The 23215-nt window shown below is 39.1% G+C and carries 23 protein-coding genes and 1 pseudogene; 13 read left to right on the top strand and 11 right to left on the bottom strand.

Translation table 11 applies throughout. The features are described from left to right. Positions 1–97 precede the first annotated feature (97 nt). A complete protein-coding gene (locus SLP02_RS09745) occupies positions 98–1021 on the bottom strand; it encodes a hypothetical protein (protein WP_319420462.1) in 924 nt (307 codons plus the stop codon). A gap of 452 nt (positions 1022–1473) precedes the next feature. Here SLP02_RS09745 and SLP02_RS09740 point away from each other — a divergent pair, with 452 nt between their 5' ends. Continuing rightward, positions 1474–2613, top strand: a complete 1140-nt coding sequence (locus SLP02_RS09740; RefSeq protein ID WP_319420461.1) for a pyridoxal-phosphate-dependent aminotransferase family protein — start codon at positions 1474–1476, stop codon at positions 2611–2613. 115 nt (positions 2614–2728) lie between these two features. On the opposite strand, the gene SLP02_RS09735 is transcribed toward SLP02_RS09740, so the two are convergent. Further along, positions 2729–3724 (bottom strand): glycosyltransferase family 2 protein, encoded by a 996-nt coding sequence (locus SLP02_RS09735; RefSeq protein ID WP_319420460.1) that lies wholly within the window; start codon positions 3722–3724, stop codon positions 2729–2731. Further along, positions 3725–5386, bottom strand: a complete 1662-nt coding sequence (locus SLP02_RS09730) for an ABC transporter substrate-binding protein (RefSeq protein ID WP_319420459.1) — start codon at positions 5384–5386, stop codon at positions 3725–3727. Positions 5387–5575: 189 nt separating this feature from the next. Here SLP02_RS09730 and SLP02_RS09725 point away from each other — a divergent pair, with 189 nt between their 5' ends. From SLP02_RS09725 to SLP02_RS09715, 3 genes are all read left to right on the top strand, one after another. Next, the gene (locus SLP02_RS09725; RefSeq protein WP_319420458.1) at positions 5576–6166 is read left to right on the top strand and encodes a TetR/AcrR family transcriptional regulator; all 591 of its coding nucleotides are present in this window, start codon (positions 5576–5578) and stop codon (positions 6164–6166) included. A 66-nt stretch (positions 6167–6232) separates the two neighbouring features. Further along, positions 6233–6655 (top strand): acyl-CoA thioesterase, encoded by a 423-nt coding sequence (locus tag SLP02_RS09720; protein ID WP_319420457.1) that lies wholly within the window; start codon positions 6233–6235, stop codon positions 6653–6655. A 93-nt stretch (positions 6656–6748) separates the two neighbouring features. After that, positions 6749–7426: a glutathione S-transferase family protein gene (locus SLP02_RS09715; RefSeq protein WP_319420456.1), complete on the top strand. Its 678-nt coding sequence runs from the start codon at positions 6749–6751 to the stop codon at positions 7424–7426. A gap of 143 nt (positions 7427–7569) precedes the next feature. Here the strand turns inward: SLP02_RS09715 and SLP02_RS09710 are convergent, their stop codons facing one another. Next, the gene (locus SLP02_RS09710) at positions 7570–9162 is read right to left on the bottom strand and encodes an ABC transporter permease (protein ID WP_413467355.1); all 1593 of its coding nucleotides are present in this window, start codon (positions 9160–9162) and stop codon (positions 7570–7572) included. 97 nt (positions 9163–9259) lie between these two features. Between SLP02_RS09710 and aroB the strand changes: the two genes are divergently transcribed. Together aroB and asnS are read left to right on the top strand one after the other, a co-directional pair. After that, a complete protein-coding gene (aroB, locus tag SLP02_RS09705; RefSeq protein ID WP_319420454.1) occupies positions 9260–10339 on the top strand; it encodes a 3-dehydroquinate synthase in 1080 nt (359 codons plus the stop codon). 100 nt (positions 10340–10439) lie between these two features. Next, complete coding sequence (gene asnS, locus SLP02_RS09700) at positions 10440–11831, top strand: asparagine--tRNA ligase (RefSeq protein ID WP_319420453.1); 1392 nt, start codon at positions 10440–10442, stop codon at positions 11829–11831. Positions 11832–11907: 76 nt separating this feature from the next. Here asnS and SLP02_RS09695 read toward each other — a convergent pair whose 3' ends face one another. After that, on the bottom strand, positions 11908–12126 hold the full coding sequence (locus tag SLP02_RS09695) for a hypothetical protein (RefSeq protein ID WP_319420452.1): 219 nt from the start codon (positions 12124–12126) through the stop codon (positions 11908–11910). A 309-nt stretch (positions 12127–12435) separates the two neighbouring features. Between SLP02_RS09695 and SLP02_RS09690 the strand changes: the two genes are divergently transcribed. Continuing rightward, the gene (locus SLP02_RS09690) at positions 12436–12699 is read left to right on the top strand and encodes a hypothetical protein (protein ID WP_319420451.1); all 264 of its coding nucleotides are present in this window, start codon (positions 12436–12438) and stop codon (positions 12697–12699) included. 71 nt (positions 12700–12770) lie between these two features. Here the strand turns inward: SLP02_RS09690 and SLP02_RS09685 are convergent, their stop codons facing one another. From SLP02_RS09685 to SLP02_RS09675, 3 genes are all read right to left on the bottom strand, one after another. Continuing rightward, positions 12771–14216 carry a GAF domain-containing SpoIIE family protein phosphatase gene (locus SLP02_RS09685; protein WP_319420450.1) on the bottom strand — a complete coding sequence of 482 codons (1446 nt, stop codon included), beginning with the start codon at positions 14214–14216 and terminating at the stop codon, positions 12771–12773. A 263-nt stretch (positions 14217–14479) separates the two neighbouring features. Further along, a complete protein-coding gene (ftsY, locus tag SLP02_RS09680) occupies positions 14480–15970 on the bottom strand; it encodes a signal recognition particle-docking protein FtsY (protein ID WP_319420449.1) in 1491 nt (496 codons plus the stop codon). Between the two features lie 124 nt (positions 15971–16094). Beyond that, positions 16095–16595, bottom strand: a complete 501-nt coding sequence (locus tag SLP02_RS09675) for a MarR family winged helix-turn-helix transcriptional regulator (protein ID WP_319420448.1) — start codon at positions 16593–16595, stop codon at positions 16095–16097. Between the two features lie 152 nt (positions 16596–16747). On the opposite strand from SLP02_RS09675, the gene SLP02_RS09670 reads away from it, so the two are divergent. From SLP02_RS09670 to SLP02_RS09650, 5 genes and pseudogenes are all read left to right on the top strand, one after another. Continuing rightward, a complete protein-coding gene (locus tag SLP02_RS09670) occupies positions 16748–16993 on the top strand; it encodes a hypothetical protein (RefSeq protein ID WP_319420447.1) in 246 nt (81 codons plus the stop codon). Between the two features lie 90 nt (positions 16994–17083). Beyond that, a pseudogene (locus SLP02_RS09665) lies at positions 17084–17578 on the top strand (EamA family transporter). Positions 17579–17676: 98 nt separating this feature from the next. Beyond that, entirely contained in the window at positions 17677–18279 is a 603-nt protein-coding gene (locus SLP02_RS09660; RefSeq protein ID WP_319420446.1) for a Uma2 family endonuclease, read from the top strand. Positions 18280–18350: 71 nt separating this feature from the next. After that, positions 18351–18773, top strand: a complete 423-nt coding sequence (locus tag SLP02_RS09655; protein WP_319420445.1) for an FkbM family methyltransferase — start codon at positions 18351–18353, stop codon at positions 18771–18773. Further along, positions 18721–19173 (top strand): FkbM family methyltransferase, encoded by a 453-nt coding sequence (locus SLP02_RS09650; protein WP_319420444.1) that lies wholly within the window; start codon positions 18721–18723, stop codon positions 19171–19173. The genes SLP02_RS09655 and SLP02_RS09650 overlap by 53 nt, the downstream gene beginning before the upstream one ends. Positions 19174–19505: 332 nt before the next feature. On the opposite strand, the gene SLP02_RS09645 is transcribed toward SLP02_RS09650, so the two are convergent. From SLP02_RS09645 to SLP02_RS09635, 3 genes are all read right to left on the bottom strand, one after another. Next, the gene (locus tag SLP02_RS09645; RefSeq protein WP_319420443.1) at positions 19506–19820 is read right to left on the bottom strand and encodes an MGMT family protein; all 315 of its coding nucleotides are present in this window, start codon (positions 19818–19820) and stop codon (positions 19506–19508) included. Positions 19821–19836: 16 nt separating this feature from the next. Beyond that, positions 19837–20652 carry a 16S rRNA (adenine(1518)-N(6)/adenine(1519)-N(6))-dimethyltransferase RsmA gene (gene rsmA / locus SLP02_RS09640; RefSeq protein WP_319420442.1) on the bottom strand — a complete coding sequence of 272 codons (816 nt, stop codon included), beginning with the start codon at positions 20650–20652 and terminating at the stop codon, positions 19837–19839. Positions 20653–20826: 174 nt separating this feature from the next. Continuing rightward, positions 20827–21681 carry an acyl-CoA desaturase gene (locus SLP02_RS09635; RefSeq protein ID WP_319420441.1) on the bottom strand — a complete coding sequence of 285 codons (855 nt, stop codon included), beginning with the start codon at positions 21679–21681 and terminating at the stop codon, positions 20827–20829. Between the two features lie 292 nt (positions 21682–21973). Here SLP02_RS09635 and SLP02_RS09630 point away from each other — a divergent pair, with 292 nt between their 5' ends. After that, positions 21974–23209, top strand: a complete 1236-nt coding sequence (locus SLP02_RS09630; protein ID WP_319420440.1) for a TetR/AcrR family transcriptional regulator — start codon at positions 21974–21976, stop codon at positions 23207–23209. Positions 23210–23215 lie beyond the last annotated feature (6 nt).

The raw sequence follows: 23215 nt of genomic DNA, 5'->3' as shown, positions 1-23215 counted from the left end.
AAAGCAGTATCTTATCTTCTCATGAAATGATTGATCTATAACCCTGGTCTTAATTCTTCTTGATAACAGATCTTATCTCTTAATTCTAGTTTGCCTTTTAAGGTAATTTAGAAGCTTGTTTGACTGCTTCCCAATCTTCTGGTTGAATTCTTTGATAAAAACCATCCGCATAGACTACTCCCACAGTTCCATCTGCTGCTGGGTTAGCTTCATAAAAAGCGACAATCTCCATCGCATTGTCTAAATCGTCTAAGTTTTGAGCCGATAAAAAAGCATTGACTTGATAAGGTTCTAAAGTTACTGGATGGTAGAAAACAGATTCATCATAGACAAAATCTTGTAATGCCAGCTTGACTGTCTCAAGACTACTCATATCTGGCAATTTACCTCCATTTTGGTCAGTATAACTTTGCAAAGCACTGCCTAATTCTTGGAGATTAGATTCGACTAAGTTGACCGCCTCTGATTTTGCTTGCTCGCAAGCTGCTTTTGACTCCTGTTCGGCTTGTTCTAGCATTGCTAAATCTTTTTCTAGATCAAAAGGACGAACATTATTTAAACTACCGATTGTCTTTAAATTCAATAAAGATAGGGCGATGGTAGTTTCGGGTGTGATTTTTTCTGGAGAGCCGATTGAATCACAATCAGTACCTGTCAAACCAGCCACAGAACCCATGACATTTTTTAAAAGGGAAGTAATAGTCAAAGATTTGCCAGAAGATGCCAGGCGATAAGCAATTACATAGGTTTCATCGTTAACCTTAACTGTTTTACCTTGAGTGTAGTAAATATTGTTATAGATATCAGCACCAAAAATACTAGTCCAAGACTTCATCAAGTCTGCCATTTCATACTGACCGCTAATCGCTACTTGTCGCCAAGAATCATTTAAATCTTTTAATTGTCTGGTCAAAGGTGCTTGTTTACCTGAAATTAGCTCTTGAAAATCATTGGCAAGGCATTTTTGACTATAAGTAAGAATAGAAGTTATTATAGCTAAGGTTAGCGTTAGTTTTCGCATAATTAATCGTTTTAATACTATCTAGGTATAAACTTTTATCCAAAGATAGCTTAGAGAAATTACTGCGCCCACTGTGGTTTTACTCAGTGCAACTTTGCTCAAATTTCTAAAGTTAATGTTTTAGGTAATGTCACTGCAATCTGTTAAGTACATGGACAGAAATATTTACAGTTAATCTTTTCTGACCTCTGACCTCTGACCTCTGACCTCTGACCTCTGACCTCTGACCTCTGACCTCTGACCTCTGACCTCTGACCTCTGACCTCTGACCTCTGACCTCTGACCTCTGACCTCTGACCTCTGACCTCTGACTTTGAGCATCAACGTTGAATTTAATTTTGTCCAACCACCTATCTATCTCGCTTTTTTACTAATTTTTTTCAGAAATGTAATCACGCCTTGCCATAAGATAAAATGGACGATTCGATTAGCTGAATATAAAGGACGATTTCATGGAAGACAAGCATATGTTGATGATTCCTGGACCTACACCAGTTCCAGAGAAAGTGTTAATGGCTTTAGGCAAACACCCCATCGGACACCGCAGTGGTGACTTTAGTAAGATCATCGCTGAGATCAATCAGAATTTAAAATGGTTACACCAAACTAAAAACGAAGTACTCTCCCTTAACGTATCAGGTACGGGAGCAATGGAGGCGGGAATGATTAACTTCCTCAGTCCTGGCGATCGCGTTTTGGTCGGAGTTAATGGTAAGTTTGGCGATCGCTGGGCGCAGATTTGCGAAGCTTTTGGTTTACAAACTGAGCGTATTACTGCTGATTGGGGGACACCTTTAGATACAGAAGAAATTCGCACTAAATTAGAAGCTGATAGCAACAAGGAAATTAAAGCGGTTGTAATTACCCACTCAGAAACTTCTGCGGGTGTACTTAATGATTTGGAAACTATTAACAAGCACGTTAAAGCACACGACGAGGCTTTAATTATTGTGGATGCAGTAACCAGCTTGGGTGCATACAACATTCCTATTGACGACTGGGGATTAGACGTAGTGGCATCGGGTTCACAAAAAGGCTATATGATTCCCCCAGGGATGGGCTTTATTTCTGTCAGCGATAAAGCATGGAAAGCTTACGAAACTAGCAAGTTTCCTCGTTTCTATATGGACTTGGGTAAGTACAAAAAAGCTAACGCTAAAGACAGTAGTCCTTTTACTCCTCCCATCAACTTAATGTATGGTTTGCAGATTGCCCTACAAATGATGCAAAGAGAAGGGTTAGAAAACATCTTTGCCCGCCATCTTCGCTTAACCAATGCTTCCCGCGCTGCTGCTCAAGCAATGGGGTTAAAGCTACTTGCACCAGATAATGCAGCTAGTACGGCGGTAACGGCGATTATGACTGATGATGCTGAAGCAATCAGATCTACTATGCGCCAAAAATACGATATCGCCCTAGCAGGAGGACAAGATCATCTTAAGGGTAAAATCTTCCGTATTGGTCATCTTGGCTTTGTAAGCGATCGCGATATTTTAACAGCGATTTCTTGTCTTGAAGCAACTTTAATTGAGCTTGGTCACGATTTTGATGCTAAAGCTGGAGTTAAGGCTGCTGCTGCTGCATTAGTTTAATCAAAGTAACTAAAGTCTTTACTTTATCCCTTCGTCTTTCCTACTTTTTTAGAGTAAGTAAAATGGAGGGATTCTTGCTTTTATATTTAAAATCAGCAACGCTGAAATTTACTACCTACTTCAAGATAGTATCTTGTTGACTAACTCGATCGCTGTCTTGTGGTTTAAATTCATTGCGTCTCAACCGTAGTTGAATATCTTCTAGTAGCTGGCGGTTTACTCCCATCAAGTCGGCAACTAAACCAAAAATTAATAGCTGTACCCCAATTAAAATTAAGATTGCTGCCAAAATTAAGCTAGGAACACGAGGTTTGGCAGGATTATCGCCGATAATGCCCCAAAACAGCAATAACCAACGGCAGCATAATAAAAACCCAAAGCTTAAAGGTAAGCTTCCCAAAACCATAAAAAATTGGAGAGGGCGATAGGTCATAAAGATCCTTACAATAGTTAGGATCGAATGCTTTATATATGTAGAGATACTTTTGACCAGCCGAGAAGGACGCAAATAACCGTTAGTACGGATCGGCACAGAGGTAATCGCCAAACCTCTTTGACCAGCTTGGATGATTGTCTCTAGGGTGTAGGTATATTCGTTAAAGACATTTAGTCTTAAAGCTGCCTCGCGGCTAATTGCCCGAAACCCACTAGGAGCATCAGGAATATTGGTTTTGCTAGCGATGCGTACAGCCAAACTACCTAACTTTTGTAAGAATTTTTTGAGCGGCGAAAAATGCTCGATCTCTTGAATAGGTCTAGCACCAATGACTATTTCTGCCCTACCTTCGAGGATAGGTGCAATGAGCTTAGGAATATCCTCAGCACAATATTGATTATCAGCATCGGTGTTAACAATAATATCTGCTCCTGCCTTCAAACAAGCTTCAATTCCTGCCATAAAGCCCTTTGCTAGACCTTGATTAGACTTAAAATCAACAATATGATCTACACCACAGGCTTGAGCAACTTCAAGGGTGCGATCGCGACTACCATCATTGATAATTAACCATTCGACTCGATCTATACCTGGTAGCTGGCGGGGAAGTTCCGACAAAGCTAACCCCAAAGTTGCTTCCTCGTTATAACAAGGAATTTGAATAATCAGTTTCATTTAGCTAGCAGAAGATGGTTGATTGTTGCGCTTAATTGTCCAGAAAGGAAAATTTTGGCTAGGGTTAATTGCTACGCCGTCGATCCCATTTTGGGCAAAAACATAGTCCTTGGTTTGCCAAAGAGGAATATAAGGAACATCCTGCGCCAGCAATTCCTGTAGTTCGCCAAAAATAGCTTCTCGTTTAGTCGGATCTTGTTCCTGTCGAGATTGCTCGATTAACTGATTAGCGCGATCGCTATAGTAAAAAGAACCTCTACTCTGTGCTGCACCTTCTTGGCAACCAACATTGGGTGAACCTTTACTACAGCTAAGAAATGGCTGGATGTAGTTGTCTGGATCGAGGAAATCAGGATACCAATCAACTAAAGCAGTAGGATATATTCCTTGACTAAGGTTGCTAAAAAAGGAGGCAGATTCAACGCTATTAGGTATAAATTGAATAATTCCCCCTAACTCTTGTTCTGCGTAAGCTTTAATTGTATCAGCGACAATACCGCGAGTAATTGAACCAGAAGGATGCCAAATTTCGATAATTGCAGGATTTTCAGTAGAGTAACCCGCTTTGGTCAGTAGCTCTTTAGCTTTAGCCGTATTACCATCGCCGTAGGGCTTTTCAAAGGTAGGTTTATAGCTATCAAAAGCTGTGGGAATTAAGCTATAAATTGGTTCTGCCTGTCCTTTTAATACCCTGTCGTTAATTAAAGCACGTTTAATAGTTGAAGCGATCGCCTGACGTACTTCTGGCTGATTCAGAGGTTTTTGCTGGAGATTAAGAACTAAATAATTAACTACTGTGCCTGAACCTTCGATTACCTGCCAATCGTTTTCCGCGCTATCAATCAACTTATCAATTTGTTGTGGATCTAGAGACTGGTAAGCTACGTCTATTGCTCCAGTTTTGAAACTATTATATAAATTAGCTGAGTTTCCTCCATAAACCTGGAGATTAATGCCCTTATTAGCTGGTTTGTCTCCCCAATAATTATCGTTAGCATTTAAGCTAATTGAATCGCTCTTAAATTGACCTAACTTATATTTTCCCGTACCAATCATGATATTGGGATTAAACTCACCTGCGCCAATTTTGTATGCTTGAGGAGATACTGCACAAGCACCAGGAAAAGCTAATAACGCAGGAAAGGCTGCAAAGGGCTGTTTTAAACTAATCTTTAGTTCATATTCTCCCGTGGCTTCTACTTTACTGATGACATCCCCCAGTAAAAAGGCTGGTTTTCCGCCATTCTCAATAAAGCGTTGCAGAGAAAATACCATCGCTTCGGCGTTAAATTTAGCACCATCATGAAAGATCACGCCCTGACGCAAAGTAATAGTATAGATTAAACTATCTCCACTGATTTGTGGCATAGCCGTTGCCAACAATGGCTCGATTTCGGTTGTTCCCAGTTTGTAGGTATAGAGGCTTTCGCCAACGTTATAAATAATGTTTAATCCCGCTAACTCATAATTATCGGCTGGATCTAAGGTACGGGGTTTTAGGGTTGTGCCAACAGAAATGCGATCGCTATCGACGGCATTGTTCTGGGAGGATTTATTATTATTGCAGCCAACAGTTAAAGCAAAACATAGAGAAAATAAAATTATATATTTATAAATTCTGCATAATTGTTGCCACAGGTAAGAAAACTGGTTGTTGCTCATTCCCAAGTACGATGCACTAAAAGTCTATCTCGCATGATAAAGGCTAATTCATCAGATCGTCCTTAAGAAGATATAAACCGCAAAACTTAATCTTGTTACTTTAAATGGGCAGAATTAAAGACTAAATACATTTGTCAAAGATGATTTTTTATACTAATCTTAATACAGACCGATTGGTCTTAAATATTAATGTCCAAAGCACAACAAACTAAAGCTCGTATAATTCAGCAAGCAGCAGAATTGTTTAATCTCAAAGGTTATGCAGGTTCTTCGATCGCCGATATTATGCAGGCTACGGGGTTAAAAAAAGGAGGAATCTATAACCATTTTCAAAGCAAAGATGAACTGGCTTTAGAGGCGTTTGATTATGCTTCTAGCCTACTTAGCCGAAGGATTTGGAGTGTGGTAAAAACTAAGCGTAATGCAATTGAACGATTACAGGCACTAGTATCTAGTTACTTGATTTATATTAACGATCCGCCCATTGTCGGCGGTTGTCCGATCTTGAATACGGCGATTGAAACCGATGATACAGATTCGCCCTTACGCGATCGCGCTTTAGAAGCAATGAATTCTAGCCGTAGCTTGATAGTTCGGATTCTCCAAAAAGGTATCAAAAAAGGAGAAGTGCGATCGACTGTCGAACCCGATACTGTCGCCACAATTATTTTTTCTACTTTAGAAGGAGCAATTATGATGAGTAAATTAGAACGTAATCCTGTGCATCTAGAAAGAGTTGTAGCCCATTTACAAAATTATATTGAGAATAATCTGGCGTAAAAGCAAGCTAAATTTTTTTAGTCTAAAAAAGACCGATTGGTCTGCAAACAAAACTATCAATTTTAAATGAAGCCAAAACCTCTAGAAATAACCCTAGACTTGCCAATCAAAACCTATGACCTAGATTTTGCAGGAATTGTCAGCAATATTGACTATATTCGCTGGCTGGAAGATTTAAGACTCAAAATGCTGGAATCTTATTTACCTTTAGAGGAATTAATGACGCGGGGATATTGCCCAATTATTGCCTCTACGGAAATCAAATACAAAAAAGCTTTGCGGATGTTCGCTCGACCTATTGGCAAGATGTGGCTAGCTCAATTAGGGCGATCGCGCTGTAATTTACAGGCTGAGATATATCTCAATAATGAAGTAGTTACTTCTGCCACTCAGGTAGGATTCTTTATCAATCTCAAAACCATGCGTCCAATGCCTATTTTTGAAAAGCTCAAACACATTTATCTAGCTGAAAATGAAACAAAGTTGTAGGGTGGGCAAAGTAGATAATTTTACGCGCCATAGACAATAAGCTTATATTGCCCACCAAAAAGCGAATGATCGGTAATCAAATAATTAATATTCATGCTCAAATTTTATTACAATCCCCTATCTCCTTTAGCCCGTCGTGTCTGGATCGCTTTGTTAGAAAAAGAGATTCCTTTCACGCCAAAAATTGTCAATCTTAAAGAAGGAGAACAGTTTAAGCAAGACTTTCTTGCCCTTAATCCATTTCATCATGTACCTGTAATTATTGATGATGGTTTGCGAGTTTTAGAATCTTTGGCAATTTTAGACTATTTAGAAAGCAAGTATTCTAATAATCCTTTGCTTCCTAATAATTCATCTCAGTTAGCTAAAGTACGAATGGCGCAAATGGTAGCTAATAATGAGTTATCATCTTTAGTAATTTCTTTGATTAGCGAAACAGCAGATTCACTCAAGCTAGCAGGAACAAAACGTAAAATCAAAAGAATACTTGATTTTTTAAGCGAGTTATTAGCAGAAGATAATTATTTTGGCGGAGATAGCTTTTCTTTAGGAGATATCGTTGCGGGAGATGCCATTCTCTTAACTGGTAAACTAGGCTTTGATCTAAGTCAGGTGGAAAAAATTGAGTGCTGGTGCGATCGCCTGATGCAAAGAGAAGTCTGGCAACAAACCCAACCCAATGACGAACAAGTAACTATATTTAAACAAACAGTACAACAATTAATCAAATTGAGTAAAAAGGAGATTGTTGCTAAGGTAGAGCAATCATAAATAGAAAAGATAATAATCTTAGAGGCGATCGCAACCCGCTAGAATCGAACAGCCGTCAATTTTTTGGGTTCAATTTATCTGGCTTAATTGATGACACCCTCTAACAAGCGATCGCCATTTAGTTTAATTTATCGGCTTAAAAGTTAGCGCGAGTGAGTAATACGCCAGCTTAAGAAGATTACGGGAATTATACCCACTAAAATGATCGCTAAAGCTGGTGCAGCAGCTTCAGCTAGTCTTTCATCCGAGGCATATTGATAGACTCTAATGCCCAATGTATCGAAGTTAAACGGACGAATTACCAAAGTTGCAGGCAGTTCTTTCATCACATCAACAAAAACCAACATTGCTGCGGTCAATAATCCTCCAGACATTAGAGGAGTATGAATTTTCCAGAGGGTACTTGTTGAGCCAGATCCCAAACTGCGAGAAGCATCATCTAAGCTAGGAGAAATTTTGTTGAGGCTAGATTCTACTGAACCAAAACTTACTGCCAAAAAGCGGACTAGATAGGCAAAAACCAAAGAAGCAATTGTGCCAGAAAGCAGTAAGCCAGTGGAAACGTTGAATGTGGCACGCATCCAGCTATCAATAATATTGTCTAAGCCTGCCACAGGAATTAAAACCCCGACGGCAATAACTGAACCAGGAATAGCATAACCCATAGCTGCAATTCGCACGGCTGTTTTCATTGACCAGTTGGGTTCTAGCCTTTTGCCATAAGCCATAAATAAAGAGATAATCATAGCTGCGATCGCCGTTATCATTGCTAAGGTAAAACTATGCTGTGCTAAATCCCAAAAACCATCGTCAAATGCTGATTCTAAATTATTTAAAGTTAGCTGTAACAAATAAACAGCAGGAATGATAAAGCCCAAAGTTACTGGTAATAAACAGGCGATTATTGCTAACGCGCTCCGCCCAAAGCCCAGTCGATAGGGAGTTATGCGTTTTAGCGAATTGGAACTTTCATAATATTGCGCTGCGCTACGCGATCGCCTTTCTAAGACAATTAAGACTAAGACAAAGATCATCAAAAAAGCTGCCAACTGTGCAGCAGCAGCTCTATTTCCCATCCCTAACCAGGTGCGATAAATTCCTGTAGTAAAGGTATTGACCCCAAAATACTCTACTGTCCCCAAATCATTGAGAGTTTCCATCAAAGCCAAAGCCAAGCCTGCCATAATTGCTGGTCTGGCTAAGGGTAAAGCCACAGAAAAAAAACTTTGCCAGGGATTAGATCCCAAAGAGCGACTGGCTTCAATGGTACATACCGACTGTTCGAGGAATGCGACTCGTGCCAAAAGATAGACATAAGGATATAGCACCAACAACAGCATTACTGCTGCCCCCCACAGAGAACGAATCTCAGGAAACCAATAGTCTTGAACACTTGCCCAGCCAAATAAACTGCGTAGCCCCGACTGCACTGGACCAAAGTAATCCAGCATACTAGTGTAGGCATAAGCTAATAGATAAGCAGGAGCAGCCAAAGGTAGCAATAGCAGCCATTCAAACCAGGTACTGCCCCAAAAACGACACATTGTTACTAACCAAGCAGTACCAACGCCGATTAGACAAACGCCAATGCCAACTACGAGCATCAGCAATAAAGAGTTAACTATATAGTCTTTTAGAACAGTATTGGCTAAATGTTGCCAAATTGCACTCGATTTTGTGAATATACTGCTAAAAATAAAAAATATCGGCGTAGCGATAATTAAAGCGATCGCCATTACCAGAATTGTCCAACCACTCAAGACAAAACGCTTAATTGTTTTACCAAAGGTTAAGGTTGTAAAATTAGATTTACCGTTCACTGTTAATTGTTAAATGTTAATTGTAGATTTGCCTCAAGACTCTTACGAAATAGCGATCGCTCCTAACAGTCTAGGACAATTGGGCAGCAAAATGAAGCAATTAAAGATCGGCAAAAAAGTCTTGGTGGTTTCTAATCCAGAGATATTTGGTTACTACGGAGATACCTGTCTTAAATCCTTAGAGAATGCTGGTTTTGAAACCTGTACTCATTTAATACCCCCAGGGGAAGAACACAAACATCTTCAGTCCATACAGCAAGTATACGATACTGCCCTGGCTAACCAGATAGAACGCTCATCTACCTTTGTCGCTTTAGGAGGAGGCGTTGTCGGAGACATGACAGGGTTTGCTGCTGCAACTTGGTTACGGGGAGTAAATTTTGTGCAAGTGCCTACTTCTCTTTTGGCAATTGTCGATGCTTCGGTTGGTGGTAAAACAGGAGTTAACCATCCCCAGGGGAAAAACCTAATTGGTGCTTTTTATCAGCCAAAATTAGTAGCCATAGATCCGACTCTGTTAACAACTCTTCCACCTAGAGAATTTCGGGCAGGAATAGCAGAGGTAATTAAATACGGCGTTATTTGGGACGAGGATCTATTTACCAAATTGGAACATACCGAACGTCTAGACAGCCTGGAATATATTAGCGACGAACTACTAGAAACTATGATTACTCGCTCTTGTCAGGCAAAGGCAGATGTGGTTAGCCAAGATGAAAAAGAAGCAGGGTTAAGAGCAATTCTTAATTATGGACATACCATTGGTCATGGGGTAGAAAGCTTGACTAACTATAAACAGTTTGTTCATGGAGAAGCGGTAGCTATTGGCATGGTTGCAGCAGGAAAAATTGCCCTAGAGATGGGTATGTGGACAAAAGAAGAAGCCCAACGCCAAGATAATTTAATTGCGAAAGCTGGTTTACCCACTGACATTCCTCTAGAGTTAACCACAGAGGCTATTTTAGAAACCATCAAAAGCGACAAAAAAGTAAAAGCAGGAAAAGCACGTTTTATCTTACCTACAGCGATTGGTAAAGCAACTATTAGCGATCGCGTAACTCCAGAAATAATCAAAAAAGCTCTCAGCTTTTAGCTATTTTTAGAGAAAATAAGGAGTAGGGACTTTCACTAGGAAACTTCACTTCTTTTTTTCGATAAAATGGTTCAGTTATCAAGGATGAATTAGAGGCGATATGGTTAATAGAAGAGTTGCAGACATTCTTAAAAATGGTAAGCCAGATGAATCTGTAACCATTCAAGGCTGGGTACGTACTAAAAGAGAATTAAAAGGGTTTGCTTTTGTAGAAGTTAATGATGGTTCGTCTTTGGCAGGTTTACAGGCAGTTTTAGATGCCGATCTACCAGATTATGAAAATATTCTCAAACAGATTGCTACTGGTGCTTCGGTAGAAATTACAGGTAGTTTGGTAGAGTCTCCAGGCAAAGGGCAAAAAATTGAGATAAAAGCTGACTCCGTAACCGTATATGGTACTGCCGATCCTGAAACTTATCCTTTACAAAAAAAACGCCACTCTTTTGAATTTTTACGCACGATTAGTCATTTGCGATCGCGCACGAATACTTTAGGTGCAGTTTTTCGGGTACGCAATGCTTGTGCCACGGCAATTCATCAGTTTTTCCAAGAGAAAGGCTTTTTGTGGATACACAGCCCCATTATTACCGCTAGCGACTGCGAGGGTGCGGGAGAATTATTTACCGTCACGAATCTAGATTTAAACAATCTGCCCAAAAACGACCAAGGCGAAGTAGATTATAGTCAGGACTTTTTTGGCAAACCTGCTTATTTAACCGTTAGCGGACAGCTACAGGCCGAAGCTATGGCAATGGCGTTTCAGAATGTTTATACTTTTGGTCCTACTTTCCGTGCCGAAAATTCTAATACTTCCCGCCATTTATCGGAGTTTTGGATGGTTGAACCTGAAATGGCTTTTTGCGATTTAGAAGGAGATCAAAACCTAGCAGAAGAATTTCTCAAGTATATTTTTAAGTATGTATTGAAGCACTGCCCTGACGATATAGAATTTTTCAACAAGTGGGTTGATAAATCCATTTTGGCTAACGCAGATAATATTATTAACAATGAGTTTGAGCGAGTAACCTATACCGAAGCTGTAACTCTTCTAGAAAAAGCGAAAAAGAAATTTGAGTTTCGGGTAGAGTGGGGTATCGATTTACAGTCAGAACACGAACGCTATTTAGCTGAAGATTTATTTAAAAAACCCGTAATTGTTACCAATTATCCCAAAGATATTAAAGCCTTTTATATGCGCTTGGATGAGGGAGAGAAAACCGTCTCGGCAATGGATGTATTAGCCCCAGGAATCGGCGAAATCATTGGTGGTTCGCAACGAGAAGAAAGGCTAGATGTCTTAGAAAGACGCATCCAAGAGATGAACATCGAGGCTGATGATATTTGGTGGTATTTAGACCTGCGCCGTTATGGCACTGTACCCCATGCTGGTTTTGGTTTGGGTTTTGAAAGACTGGTGCAGTTCATGACAGGAATGACCAATATTCGAGACGTTATTCCTTTTCCTAGAACTCCTTTAAGTGCAGATTTTTAATTGGGAAAAAGAAAACAATAGGCTTAGTTGAAATTTTTCTAATTAAGCCTATTACTGGTAGAAAAGAATTGGTAATTTAGCCAGTAAAACCTTTAAAAACATAGCCAAAAAACATACCAGTTAGTAATGCCCAAACTTGCCCTGAATCAATAAAGTCAAACCAAGCATCTTGGATTTGACCCAAAATATCCGGATCTTCAATGCGTTGGGCTAAAAGGCTAAATACGGGTAATAAATAGTTGTGATGAATCTCAATAATTGTCGGCACGAGTTGCCCATTAAATAAAATTTCCATTGGATTAACAACTTATATATCGAATAAAACTGAATCCAATTTAGTCTTAGATAACCCAAACCGCCACTAAAATTATTGATTTTTTGTTGTAGAGTAGAACCACAGATTTGGTCAAAAAAGCGATCGCCAACCACGTTTTTCAAGGCATGATTGAGAACCTGTTTGCCTATAAAAGAAGGCTGACAAATGCAAATATAATCAAATGGGACAGATCGTTCGAGGAAACTTTAGATGCTCGTGATGCTATTGTATTAACCATGACTACCAATCAACAGAGAATGTCTTGTCACAATTCAAATAATTATAACAATGATAGAACAAGAACAAGAACAAAACCAGAAAATTAACGAGCTTAATCACAAAGTAGCCAAATTAAAATTGACGGTTGAAAAAATTGATTTAGACTTAGAACCTAGTGGCAGGATTGGTAATGCCTTTGATACTATTGAAAATTATCTTGACGAGCATGATAGAAAACTCAATAAATTGAAATACGATTTAAATCAAGCCAACGGAAAGCTAGACGCAATTTTGGCTCGAATTACTGGGCTTTCAGACTTGCCAGAAAAATGAATCAATTTTAATTAGGTCATGGCGATCGCAGCCTATTTACAAGCTAGACAAATTCAATAACAATGCTTGAATTATTCGATCGCTTGAATCTGCATCACAATCGAGGTCATGTCGTCTCCACCTCTGCTATTTACGCCACTAAACCGCTTAACCTGGTCAAAAATGTGATTTAAGATTTCATCAGGGGTTTCTAGGTGCTGACAAGCCCATTTGAAGCAGAGACAGAGATTTTCTTCATCAAAGCGATCGCCATCTGCGTTAGCAGCGTCAGTAAAGCCGTCTGTGTAATAAATAATTGTATCGCCTGGAGCAAGCTGCACCGTAGCATCTTCATATTCTGACTCCATATCCAGACCGATCAGCATTCCCCAACTGTCTAATTTTTCTAGGGCATTAGTTGCTTTACGCCACATCAAAGGAGGATTATGAGCAGCATTAGTAAAGCAAAGGGTTTGCTTTTGTGGATCGTATTCTGAATAAAACATACTCACAAAGCGGTGAGAATTTTCTAAATCGGCGTACATTACCCGATTAAGATGACGCATAATTTGAGCAGGAGAATGACGATTAAGAACTTCGGCTCTTAACATTCCTCTAGTCATGGTCATAATCAAGCCTGCGGGGACACCTTTACCCATCACGTCGCCGATGACAATGCTCCAGGGAACATCAGATGTAGCCTCTAATTGGCTGCTTTCTATAAGATCGTAATCGGTGCGAATAAAATCATAGTAGTCTCCACCAACGCGACTTGCGGTTTCACATTTAGCTGCGATCGCTAATCCTTTAATTTCAGGACATTTACTAGGTAAAAGCCGTAACTGTATTTCCGAGGCGATTTCTAATTCGCGATCTTGTCTTTCTTTGGAGCGTAATTCGACCGTCAGATCGTGATTGGCGATCGCCACTGCGGTTTGATCGGCTACTAGTTGAGTTAACTTTCTTCTGGTGGGAGTCCAAACATAGTCACGATCGGTACTAAAAACATAAAGGCGACCCTGATCGACGTTTCTAACTAAAATTGGCGTGCCAAAAAATTGAATTTTTGGTTTTAATTCTTGACTTAGTTTTTCATCAACAATTTCTGACAGTCGTGAAGGGGAATTAACTGTTTGATTGTAAAGCAAATTAGTCTGATTAATTTGCAAGTTTACTTGTTCAAAGACATGGCGTATTTCTAAACCAATATTGCTGTCTTGGCAATGAATGTGTTCTAAGTGTACTTTATTACCTTTGTATAAAATTAATGCTCCACCAATAGAATCTGTAACCCTGGCTGCCATTAAAGGAGTTAATTCTAAAAACTGATTCAGGTTACTAAAACTACGTAGAGCGAACCCTAATGAGCTAAGTAAATCTTGAATTTTGTTTTGCTCCCTTTGGAGATTAGCCACTAATTCTTTTAGTGCCACAATAGGATTAGAATCCTCTGCTGAGGAATCTATAACACTATCATTTCCTGGAGAGGGATGGCTATGGGAAGATGCGACAGTCATTACCTCTACAAATTTAGACATTAATTTTTCAATTCATTAGTCAAGAATATATTTAAAGCAAAGTAGGACTTAAGATATTCAATTAGATAGTAACAAAATGTTTTTTGAAACTTAATTTAATCGATCTCTACCTAACGGCAAACTAATCAAAACAGCAGTTATATTTTATTTGCCGAGATATTAGGTTGATTTATGATAACCTGAATTAGTTAATCCGCCAAGAAAGCAATATAAAAACACAAAAACTTTAAATTTAAGCTGGCAGTTGGAATTATATATTCCCTTTATCCGTTCAATAAAGCCTCAACAAATTCATAACTAGAAAAAGGTCGTAAATCTTCAATCCCTTCCCCCGCACCTATAAAGCGAATTGGTAAATTTAGCTGTTGAGTAACCGCTAAAGCCACACCACCTTTGGCACTGCCATCTAGTTTAGTTAAAACCACACCGCTTAAGTTGGCAGCCTCAGAAAATACTTGCGCTTGGCGCAAGCCATTCTGTCCTAAAGTTGCATCTAAAACTAGTAAGGATTCTACCCTAGCGTCAGGAGCTTTTTTATCTATAATTCGACGGATTTTAGCTAATTCCACCATCAAATTTTGCTTATTCTGCAATCTTCCTGCGGTATCAATTAATAGTAATTCGGTATTTTTAGCTTGAGCAGCAGCGATCGCATCAAAGACAACCGCAGCAGGATCGGTATTTTGACCTGGATTGGCAATCACAGATGTGTTACTCCTGGCTCCCCATACTTTTACTTGCTCTACCGCAGCAGCGCGGAATGTATCAGCAGCAGCAATCAAGCAGGTATAACCAGATTTTTGACCTAAATTTGCTAGCTTACCAATGGTAGTAGTCTTTCCTGCGCCATTAACACCTGTCAATAGCCAAATATTAAACTGATCTTTTTCAGGCACAAAAGCTTTGTCTTCTTGTCCTGCCAAGGGTTTATCTAAAATATCTTGGAGGATAGTTTTTAAATAGGCGATCGCCCGATCGGGCGGTAAAGCTTCTTGTTTTAATTTTGACTGTAGGGTTTCAATAATGTAGTCAGTAGCTTCAATGCCTACATCTGCCTGTAGTAATAGACTCTCGATTTCCATTACTGCATCGTCATTTAAAGGTCCTTTGCCGACGATGGACTTTAACTGATTAACCAGACCAATACGAGTTTTACCTAATCCTTGACGTAGCTTAGTTAGCCAACTAATTTCTTCTTCGGATACATCTTCTGCTGTTCTACCGCTACCCGCTAATACTTTAGATGACCAGATAAAATCTTCGTCGAGTTCTACTTCTTGTGTTACTTGTTCTTCTTCTACAGTAGTTTCTATTGCGGTTTCCTTTAACTTTTCTAAACCCTGAGATTTCTTCATCCAAGCAGGAACATTTGCTGCTGGCGCGGTAACTTCTTCTGTTTTCTCTTCTTGTATTGCTTGTTCTTGATTGTCTTCAAAAGTTGATGCTACTAATTGTTCTTCAGTATCCGCTTCTTCTATCTCTGCTTGAGTAGTAGATTCTATATCTACTGCTTCAGATTCTATATCTACTGCTTCAGGTTCAGATTTCTCTGTCTCTTCTACTAATGTGGCTTGGCTTTCTTCTTTGCGCTGCTGAATATTTTGATAAGCAGCCTTAGCAAAAGCAAGATAATCTGGTTCAGCTACTTCCGCTTCAGATTCAGCAGCCAATGTAGTTTCTTCTGGCTGAGTTGGTTGGGGAGTTGCTTCAGGTTCTTGCTTTGCTTTTTCGTTACGGCGAAACCAATTAAACATTAGAGAAGATGAACTTAGTTGTTATCAGTTGTATAGATGATACCAAGGTTCACTCGACTATTGATTTTTTGCTTTGGTGGTAATTACACTACAAATTATGTATGAAGTTACCAGTTACCAGCGATCAAAGTTTCCTCTCTTCAAGGGAAATCAAAAGCTTACGCAGCAGCATATTCAATGTTTCCAGCTCTGAGTCTTCTAAAACACTAAGAATATGATGTCCATTCTCGACATGAGCTTCTACTGCCTTCTCGATTAAATTAAAACCTTTATCAGTCAGATGAATTAGTGTGCCTCGGCGATCGCTTGGGTCGCGAATGCGTTCTACAAGTTCTGCTTTTTCCAAGCCGTCAAGGCGATGGGTCATTGTTCCAGATGTGACCATCATCGAGTTATACAACTCTGTTGGCGAAAGTTGATATGGCTTACCTGAGCGACGGAGTGTAGCTAAAACATCAAATTCTCCAGGATTTAAAGCAAATTTAGCTAATGTTTGGCTAATTTCTCTGGTTAAATGTTTAGCTAGCCGTGGTGTTCTACCTAATATACCCATTGGCGAAGCATCTAATTGAGGACGTTCTTTTTGCCACTGCGCCAAAATTTTATCAACTAGATCGTCAGCCATTGGGACTTATTGTATAGAGTCTCGATTTTAATAATCTTAACACCAAGATAAAGACTGCCTAATCTCTAAATATGGAGAATTGTTTTGATATCAAGTATCTTTATGTCAAGATAAACCTTATAATATCGAGTATCTTAACATCAAGATAAACTATGAATGCTCCTAGTCGTTTGTCCAACACCTTGTTAACAGCTTTAGCACCGATTTCCTGGGGAACAACCTATGCTGTGGCGACAGAATTATTACCGCCCAACCATCCGTTATTAGTAGCTTCAATGCGCTCGCTCCCCATTGGTATCCTGCTAACTATAGGGCTGAGAAAATTACCTAAAGGCAATTGGTGGTGGCGTATTTTAGTTTTAGGCGGTCTAAATATCGGCGTCTTCCAGGAGGGGTAGCAGCAACGGCAGGAGCAATCCAACCTTTATTGGTTGCCTTGTTTGCTTGGCAGATATTGAGTAAAAAGCCAGACAAGCTGTCTATCATACATAGCTGCGCTCGCGGGCTTCATCGGCGTTGGACTATTAGTTCTAAGTCCTGCTGCCCGCCTCGATCCTATAGGTATTGCTGCTGCGATCGCTGGTGCTGGTGCGATGGGACTGGGTACTGTGTTGGTAAAACGATGGAAGCCACCAGTTTCTTTAATTGTTTTTACGGCGTGGCAGTTAACCGTGGGTGGAGGGGTTTTGCTGCCAATTGCCTTGATAAGTGAGGGACCATTTACAGAAGTGTCACGAACTAATCTCTGGGGCTTTATTTATTTAGGTCTGATTGGCACTGGACTTGCCTAGGGGCTTTGGTTTCGAGGAATCGGTCAGCTAAGTGCTACTGCTGTTTCATATTTAGGGCTATTGAGTCCTGTTGTCGCCACGCTTATTGGATACGTTTTTTTACAGGAAACATTTACACTCGTTCAACTGGTTGGAATTGCGATCATCCTGATTGCTGTTTTAATGGGGCAACAAAGCCAATCATCGTCCTAAGACTTATTTGCTTCAATGCGATCGCTACTTAAAAACACTACTTGTTATGACTAAAGATAATTCAGCATAATTGACAATATGTATTTCATTATTTTGCTATGACTTTATCCAAGGTATCGGACAGCAATAATTATCTTGTATTGCAGATGTCTCCTGCATGGGAAATAAGCGCAGATAGTTTTTTTGATTTTTGTCAACTTAATTCTCATCTTCGTATTGAACGTACCGCTACAGGAAAACTAGTAATTATGTCCCCAGCAGGTTCTGAAACAGGAAATCGCAATTTTAAATTAATTCAACAACTAGCTAACTGGTCAGATCGAGATGGCAGTGGAATTGGTTTTGATTCTTCTGCGGGGTTTATCTTACCTAATGGCGCAACTAGATCGCCTGATGCTAGCTGGATTAAATTGACCAGATGGAATGCTTTGTCTGCCGAACAAAAAACTAAGTTTGCTCCCATTTGTCCAGACTTTGTAGTCGAATTAAGATCTCCTAGTGACAATCTTAAAATGCTTCAGGATAAAATGCAGGAATACATTGATAACGGTGCATCTCTTGGCTGGTTAATTGATCGCACTACTCGTCAAGTTTATATCTATTCACCCGATAGTGAAGTAAAAAGTTTGGATAATCCTCAAACGATTAGCGGAGATCCAGTTTTATCGGGTTTTGTGCTGGATTTAGCTAAGATTTGGTAATCTACTTTGAGTAGATGCGATTGTCGAAATAAGATAACTAATCACCAATTTTAGAAACAAAACCTCATCTGATGAAAAAGCAATTAGCAAAAATTTATCTGCCAAATAACCAGGAGGTTTTTTGTCTCAAAGCTGATGAAGCAAAAATATTATACCAGCAGGTACAGGGTTATTTAAAGTATGGGATCGTTATAAAAGAAGGAGATATAATTTTTGACGTTGGGGCAAATATTGGCTTGTTTGCTTTAATGATAAATAATTTGTGCGACGGTAAAGCTGACATTTTTGCGTTTGAACCTATGCCTAGCATTTTTGCTGCTCTAGATCAAAATGCCAATAAATATAATTCAGACAAAATTAACGTATTTCAAATTGGTTTAGGAAAGCAGCCCAGAACTGTAGAATTTACTACATTATCCAAATGCTACAGCTATTTCAACTATGTATCCAGACTCTTCAGGAGAAGAAAAACAGCAGTTTGCTGCAACTATTAGGGACAATACAGAAAAGTTGCCTTTTCCATTCAGCTTAATTAAATTTTTACCTCATTCAATGTTTTGTCTTATTACGGATAAATTAACTGATTTTGCCTATTTTGAACAAAAGATCGAATGTCAAATAAAGACAATTTCACAGATTATAGAAGAACAATTAATAAACCAGATAGATTTGTTAAAAATTGATGTTGAGAAGGCTGAATTAGATGTGCTACAAGGCATCAATTCTGAAGATTGGATAAAAATTAAGCAAGTTATTGTTGAGGTTCACAATATTAATGATAGAGTGCTGTTTATATATGAATTGCTAAGAGAAAGGGGTTTTTCAAAAATTAAGCAAGAGCAAGACCCTGTATTCAGACATTTAGACATTTACAATATTTATGCCAGCAGATAAACATTGTAAATTACGGGTTGTTGGGTTACGATGGCTCGACAATTAAACACCTTCGCTCTTTGAGATTTTACTACGCCCATCAACCCCTTTGACAATCTACGCCACTCATCTTGATCGTTCTGAGTTAGGCGATCGCATTAGATAAATTGAGTTATTAATCAAGAATATAAAAGTCAAAAAATAATGACCTAATTATAAAAGAAAGGAGGCTAAAATTGAAAGAATTTCTTCTTCAAGAATTTAAACTAAATTGAACAATACGATAGCCGTCCTATGTCTGAGGATTTTTGGCAACCAAAGTAAAGCAAATATTTTTCTTTTCAAACTTAAGGCTACTGAGTAGGTTGCCAACGATATTTACTTAGATCTATCTTGCCGTTATGTTTAAATTCAATTCCTTCTTCTTCTAACAAAACTTTTTGCAGATAATCTCCACCCTGACGCTGAAAAGAATAAGAAATTTCTCCTTGGGAATTAACCACGCGATGCCAAGGAATATCATCTTTTAGATCTACTCGAAACAGAGCATACCCGACTAAACGAGCCTTACCATATAGTCCTGAAATATCGGCAATTTGTCCGTAGGTGGCAACTTTTCCGAAAGGAATTTTGCGGACAGTGCTATAGATAAGTTCGTATTGAGACATTGAGGTAATAAATTGCTCACTTAGAAGGATTAAAGTTATTACTAAGTAAAATCCAGTTTTCCATAGTCAAATCCTCGGCTCTACATTGAGGACTAAACTCTAGTTTTTCTAATAGTTGACTCAAATCATTAATATCAATCAAACTTTTTAAGTTATTACGCAGCATTTTACGGCGACTAGCAAAACCTAGCTTAATTAATGTTTCTAGTTGACGGGGATTCTTAGCAGGATTAGCTAATCTTCTAGGACGTAATCTAATTACAACTGAATCTACTTTTGGTGGCGGATAAAAAGCTCTGTGGTCAACATCACAAATTAATTCACAGCTTGCTAAATATTGAACGCGAATTGATAATGCACCAAAAGCTTTGGTCCCTGGTGTGGCTACTAACCTTTCTCCTACTTCTTTTTGAACTAGCAATACTATGGATTCATATTGCTGTGGCGCGGGAGTAGCGATTTTGCCTAACAGCTTTTCAATAATCGGGCCTGTAATGTTGTAAGGGATGTTAGCAACTACTTTATTGGGATTCTGAAACTTGGGAAAGTCTGTTAACAATGCTTCCAAATCTAGCTGTAAAAAGTCACCCTGAGCCAGGAGAAAGTTATTATATTCGCCATATTTTCTGGCTAATTTTTTGCATAAATCGCGATCAATTTCTACAGATACCAAAGCGTTGACTATTGAGAGGATTTTAGTGGTTAAAGATCCTGTACCTGGTCCAATTTCCAAGACACGATCGCTTTTCTTTAACTCCGCAGCAATGATAATTTGCTCTAAGACACTTTCATCTTTTAACCAATGCTGACCAAACTGTTTACGAGGTTTCAAACGGCTACTATTCTTGTTTTTTTACGCAATACCATCAAATTTATTAAATGCTTAACAGCCCATAGCAGTATTTTAGAATCAAATGGCACTTAAATTTTGCTAAAAAAAAAGCTTTTACTTAAAGTTAACTTAGACTCTAAGTAAAAGCGATCGCTATAATTTTTTTAATTAGTTTTACGACACTATTTTCTTGGCTAATCCTAAACTTTTTAGGACTTGAATTGCCCACCAAGTAACATCAATTTCCCACCAGCGTTGACCAGCTTTGGCAACACGAGGATTAAAGTGGTGGTTGTTGTGCCAGCCTTCGCCGTAAGCCAAAATACCTACCCACCAATTGTTTAGAGAACCATCTTCACATTCAAAGTTTTTGTAGCCCCAGAAGTGAGTTGCACTATTAACAAACCAAGTACAGTGCCACAAAGTCACCACTCTAACAAAAATACCGTAGATCACAAAAGACCATCCGCCTATAGCTAATAAGGCTAAACCAAGAGCAATCTGTACCAAAATAAAGTTCTTGTTTAACCAGCGATAATAGGGATCTCTATCGGCACGAGGTGCATATTTTTTGTATTGGTCATAGTCAAAATATTTATCTTGCTTGTACATTAACCAGCCCATATGACTCCACCAAAAGCCTTTTTTTGCCGAGTGAGGATCTCTGTCGTTATCTTCTGTATGAGCATGGTGCAAACTGTGTCCTGCTACCCAGAAAATCGGACCACCCTGAAGTGCCAATGCGCCACAGGTTACTAAAATACGTTCTAACCACTTGGGTACTTCCAAACTACGATGAGTTAGGATGCGGTGGTATGCTAAACAAATACCAATGCTACCGCACAACCAATGGAAAAAGATGGCTACGCCCAAAGCAGACCAAGAGAAAAACCAAGGTGCGGTTAAGGCAATGAGATGAAACGAGGCAAAAACGAAAATGTTGACCCAAGATAATTCTAGTTTTTCTTCTGGTTGAGCCTCTGGCTGAGTTGATGGCTGGCTTTTGGGAGCAATTAATTGCTGTGTCATTAATAAACTAATCCTAAAAATATTCTAAGTTGTGAGCTTTAGAGATTACGCTGGTTGCGTATACTATGAGACTCTCGCTGTGCTTATAGTTTTTACTTTAAATAAGTTCTGCAAGTGTCGCTTACATAATTGCAGTCTAGCAGGTATTTTTTTTCAGTGCAAGTAGTACTTACATTCTTTAATTTAAACTGATAGGCATGAAAATTATTTGTGTGTTTAAAATAGAGGCAAATAGCTGAAATAAATGCTGTTCAGCTTGAGCGAGTTTGTCTTAGATATCGATTTTATCTTTATGTCAACCCCCCGAAAGTCCACTAAAGCCCGATTAATTGAAGCTGCCTTAGACTTATTTGCCGAGCGCGGTGTTACTGAAACTACTACTAAAGCTGTTGCCGAACGCGCTCAGGTAAATGAAGTAACCCTATTTCGCAATTTTGGCAACAAATATCGCTTGCTTTTAGCCGTAATTGAAGATTCGGCAGTATTTGCCAAATTGGTTCATGCTTTAGTAGAACAGGCAAACGCTAAAGATAGCGTGGCAGAATTTTTACAGGAATATGCTCAAAAAAGTTTGCTTACTCTAGAGAAAGCACCAGATTTAGTTCGTTCTATTGTGGGAGAATCGGGAAACTATCCTATAGAAAATCGTTTAGCTTTGGGAAAAGGGTTGAGTGAAGCTAATCGTTATGTTGCCGAGTATTTAGAAGAAGCGATCGCCAAAGAAGGTTTAGATAGCAGTTTGACTCCTGAGCAAATTGTTAACCTTTTAAACTTTGTCTTGATGGGTTATTTTGTTGTCCAGTCTAGCTGCGAAGGCTATAACCTTTGGGATGAGGAAGATGATTTTTTAGCCAGTCTGGTGACTCTATTTTTACACGGTTTTACTACATCTGCTTCCGCATTAGAGGTTAGCGAAACTAGTATTGTCAAAGTCGAACCTCCAGAAGCAGTTGATTTGCCAGCTAGCTTGGTGCGATCGCTGTTTCGTCAGGCAAGAAAAACTGGCAGACAGGAATTTGCTCTGGTGTATGTTTTGTTTGGGGCGGGTTTGTCTCCAGAAGAAGCCTTGCGTCTAGAGCGATCGCATTCGGTGGTTGAACCCCAGCAAAATATCTTACAAATAAATTATGGCAAAGTGCGCCAAGTACCGATAAATCATTGGATCATGGGCTATCGCTATGGCTCAAGTTCTATCAATCCTTTGACTCAATGGCTTAAAAGCCGTAAAGACAATCGAGCAGAAATATTTATCGATGATGCAGGTGAGGCGATGACCAGAGTTGAACTAGAAAACACTTGGCAAAAGCTAACCACAGACTTGTTAACGCCTCAAGGAGAACCTCCTGCGATTGAACAAGCCAGACAAACCTGGTGTATAGAAATGCTAATGCGAGGAATAGACTTAGAAGACTTAAGTATTTTAAGCGGGATGGAAATTCAGCAGCTAAAGTATTACGCCCAGAAGGCTAGGAACAAATCTGCACTAGAAGCAGCAGCACGCTTAGATCAGAAAAAATCAAAACCTTAAATTATT

The organism is Pleurocapsa sp. FMAR1, from assembly GCF_963665995.1.
In the GTDB taxonomy this organism is placed as follows: domain Bacteria; phylum Cyanobacteriota; class Cyanobacteriia; order Cyanobacteriales; family Xenococcaceae; genus Waterburya.
Note: the sequence above shows the minus strand (reverse complement) of the source record. Positions and strands in the feature narration are given on the sequence as shown.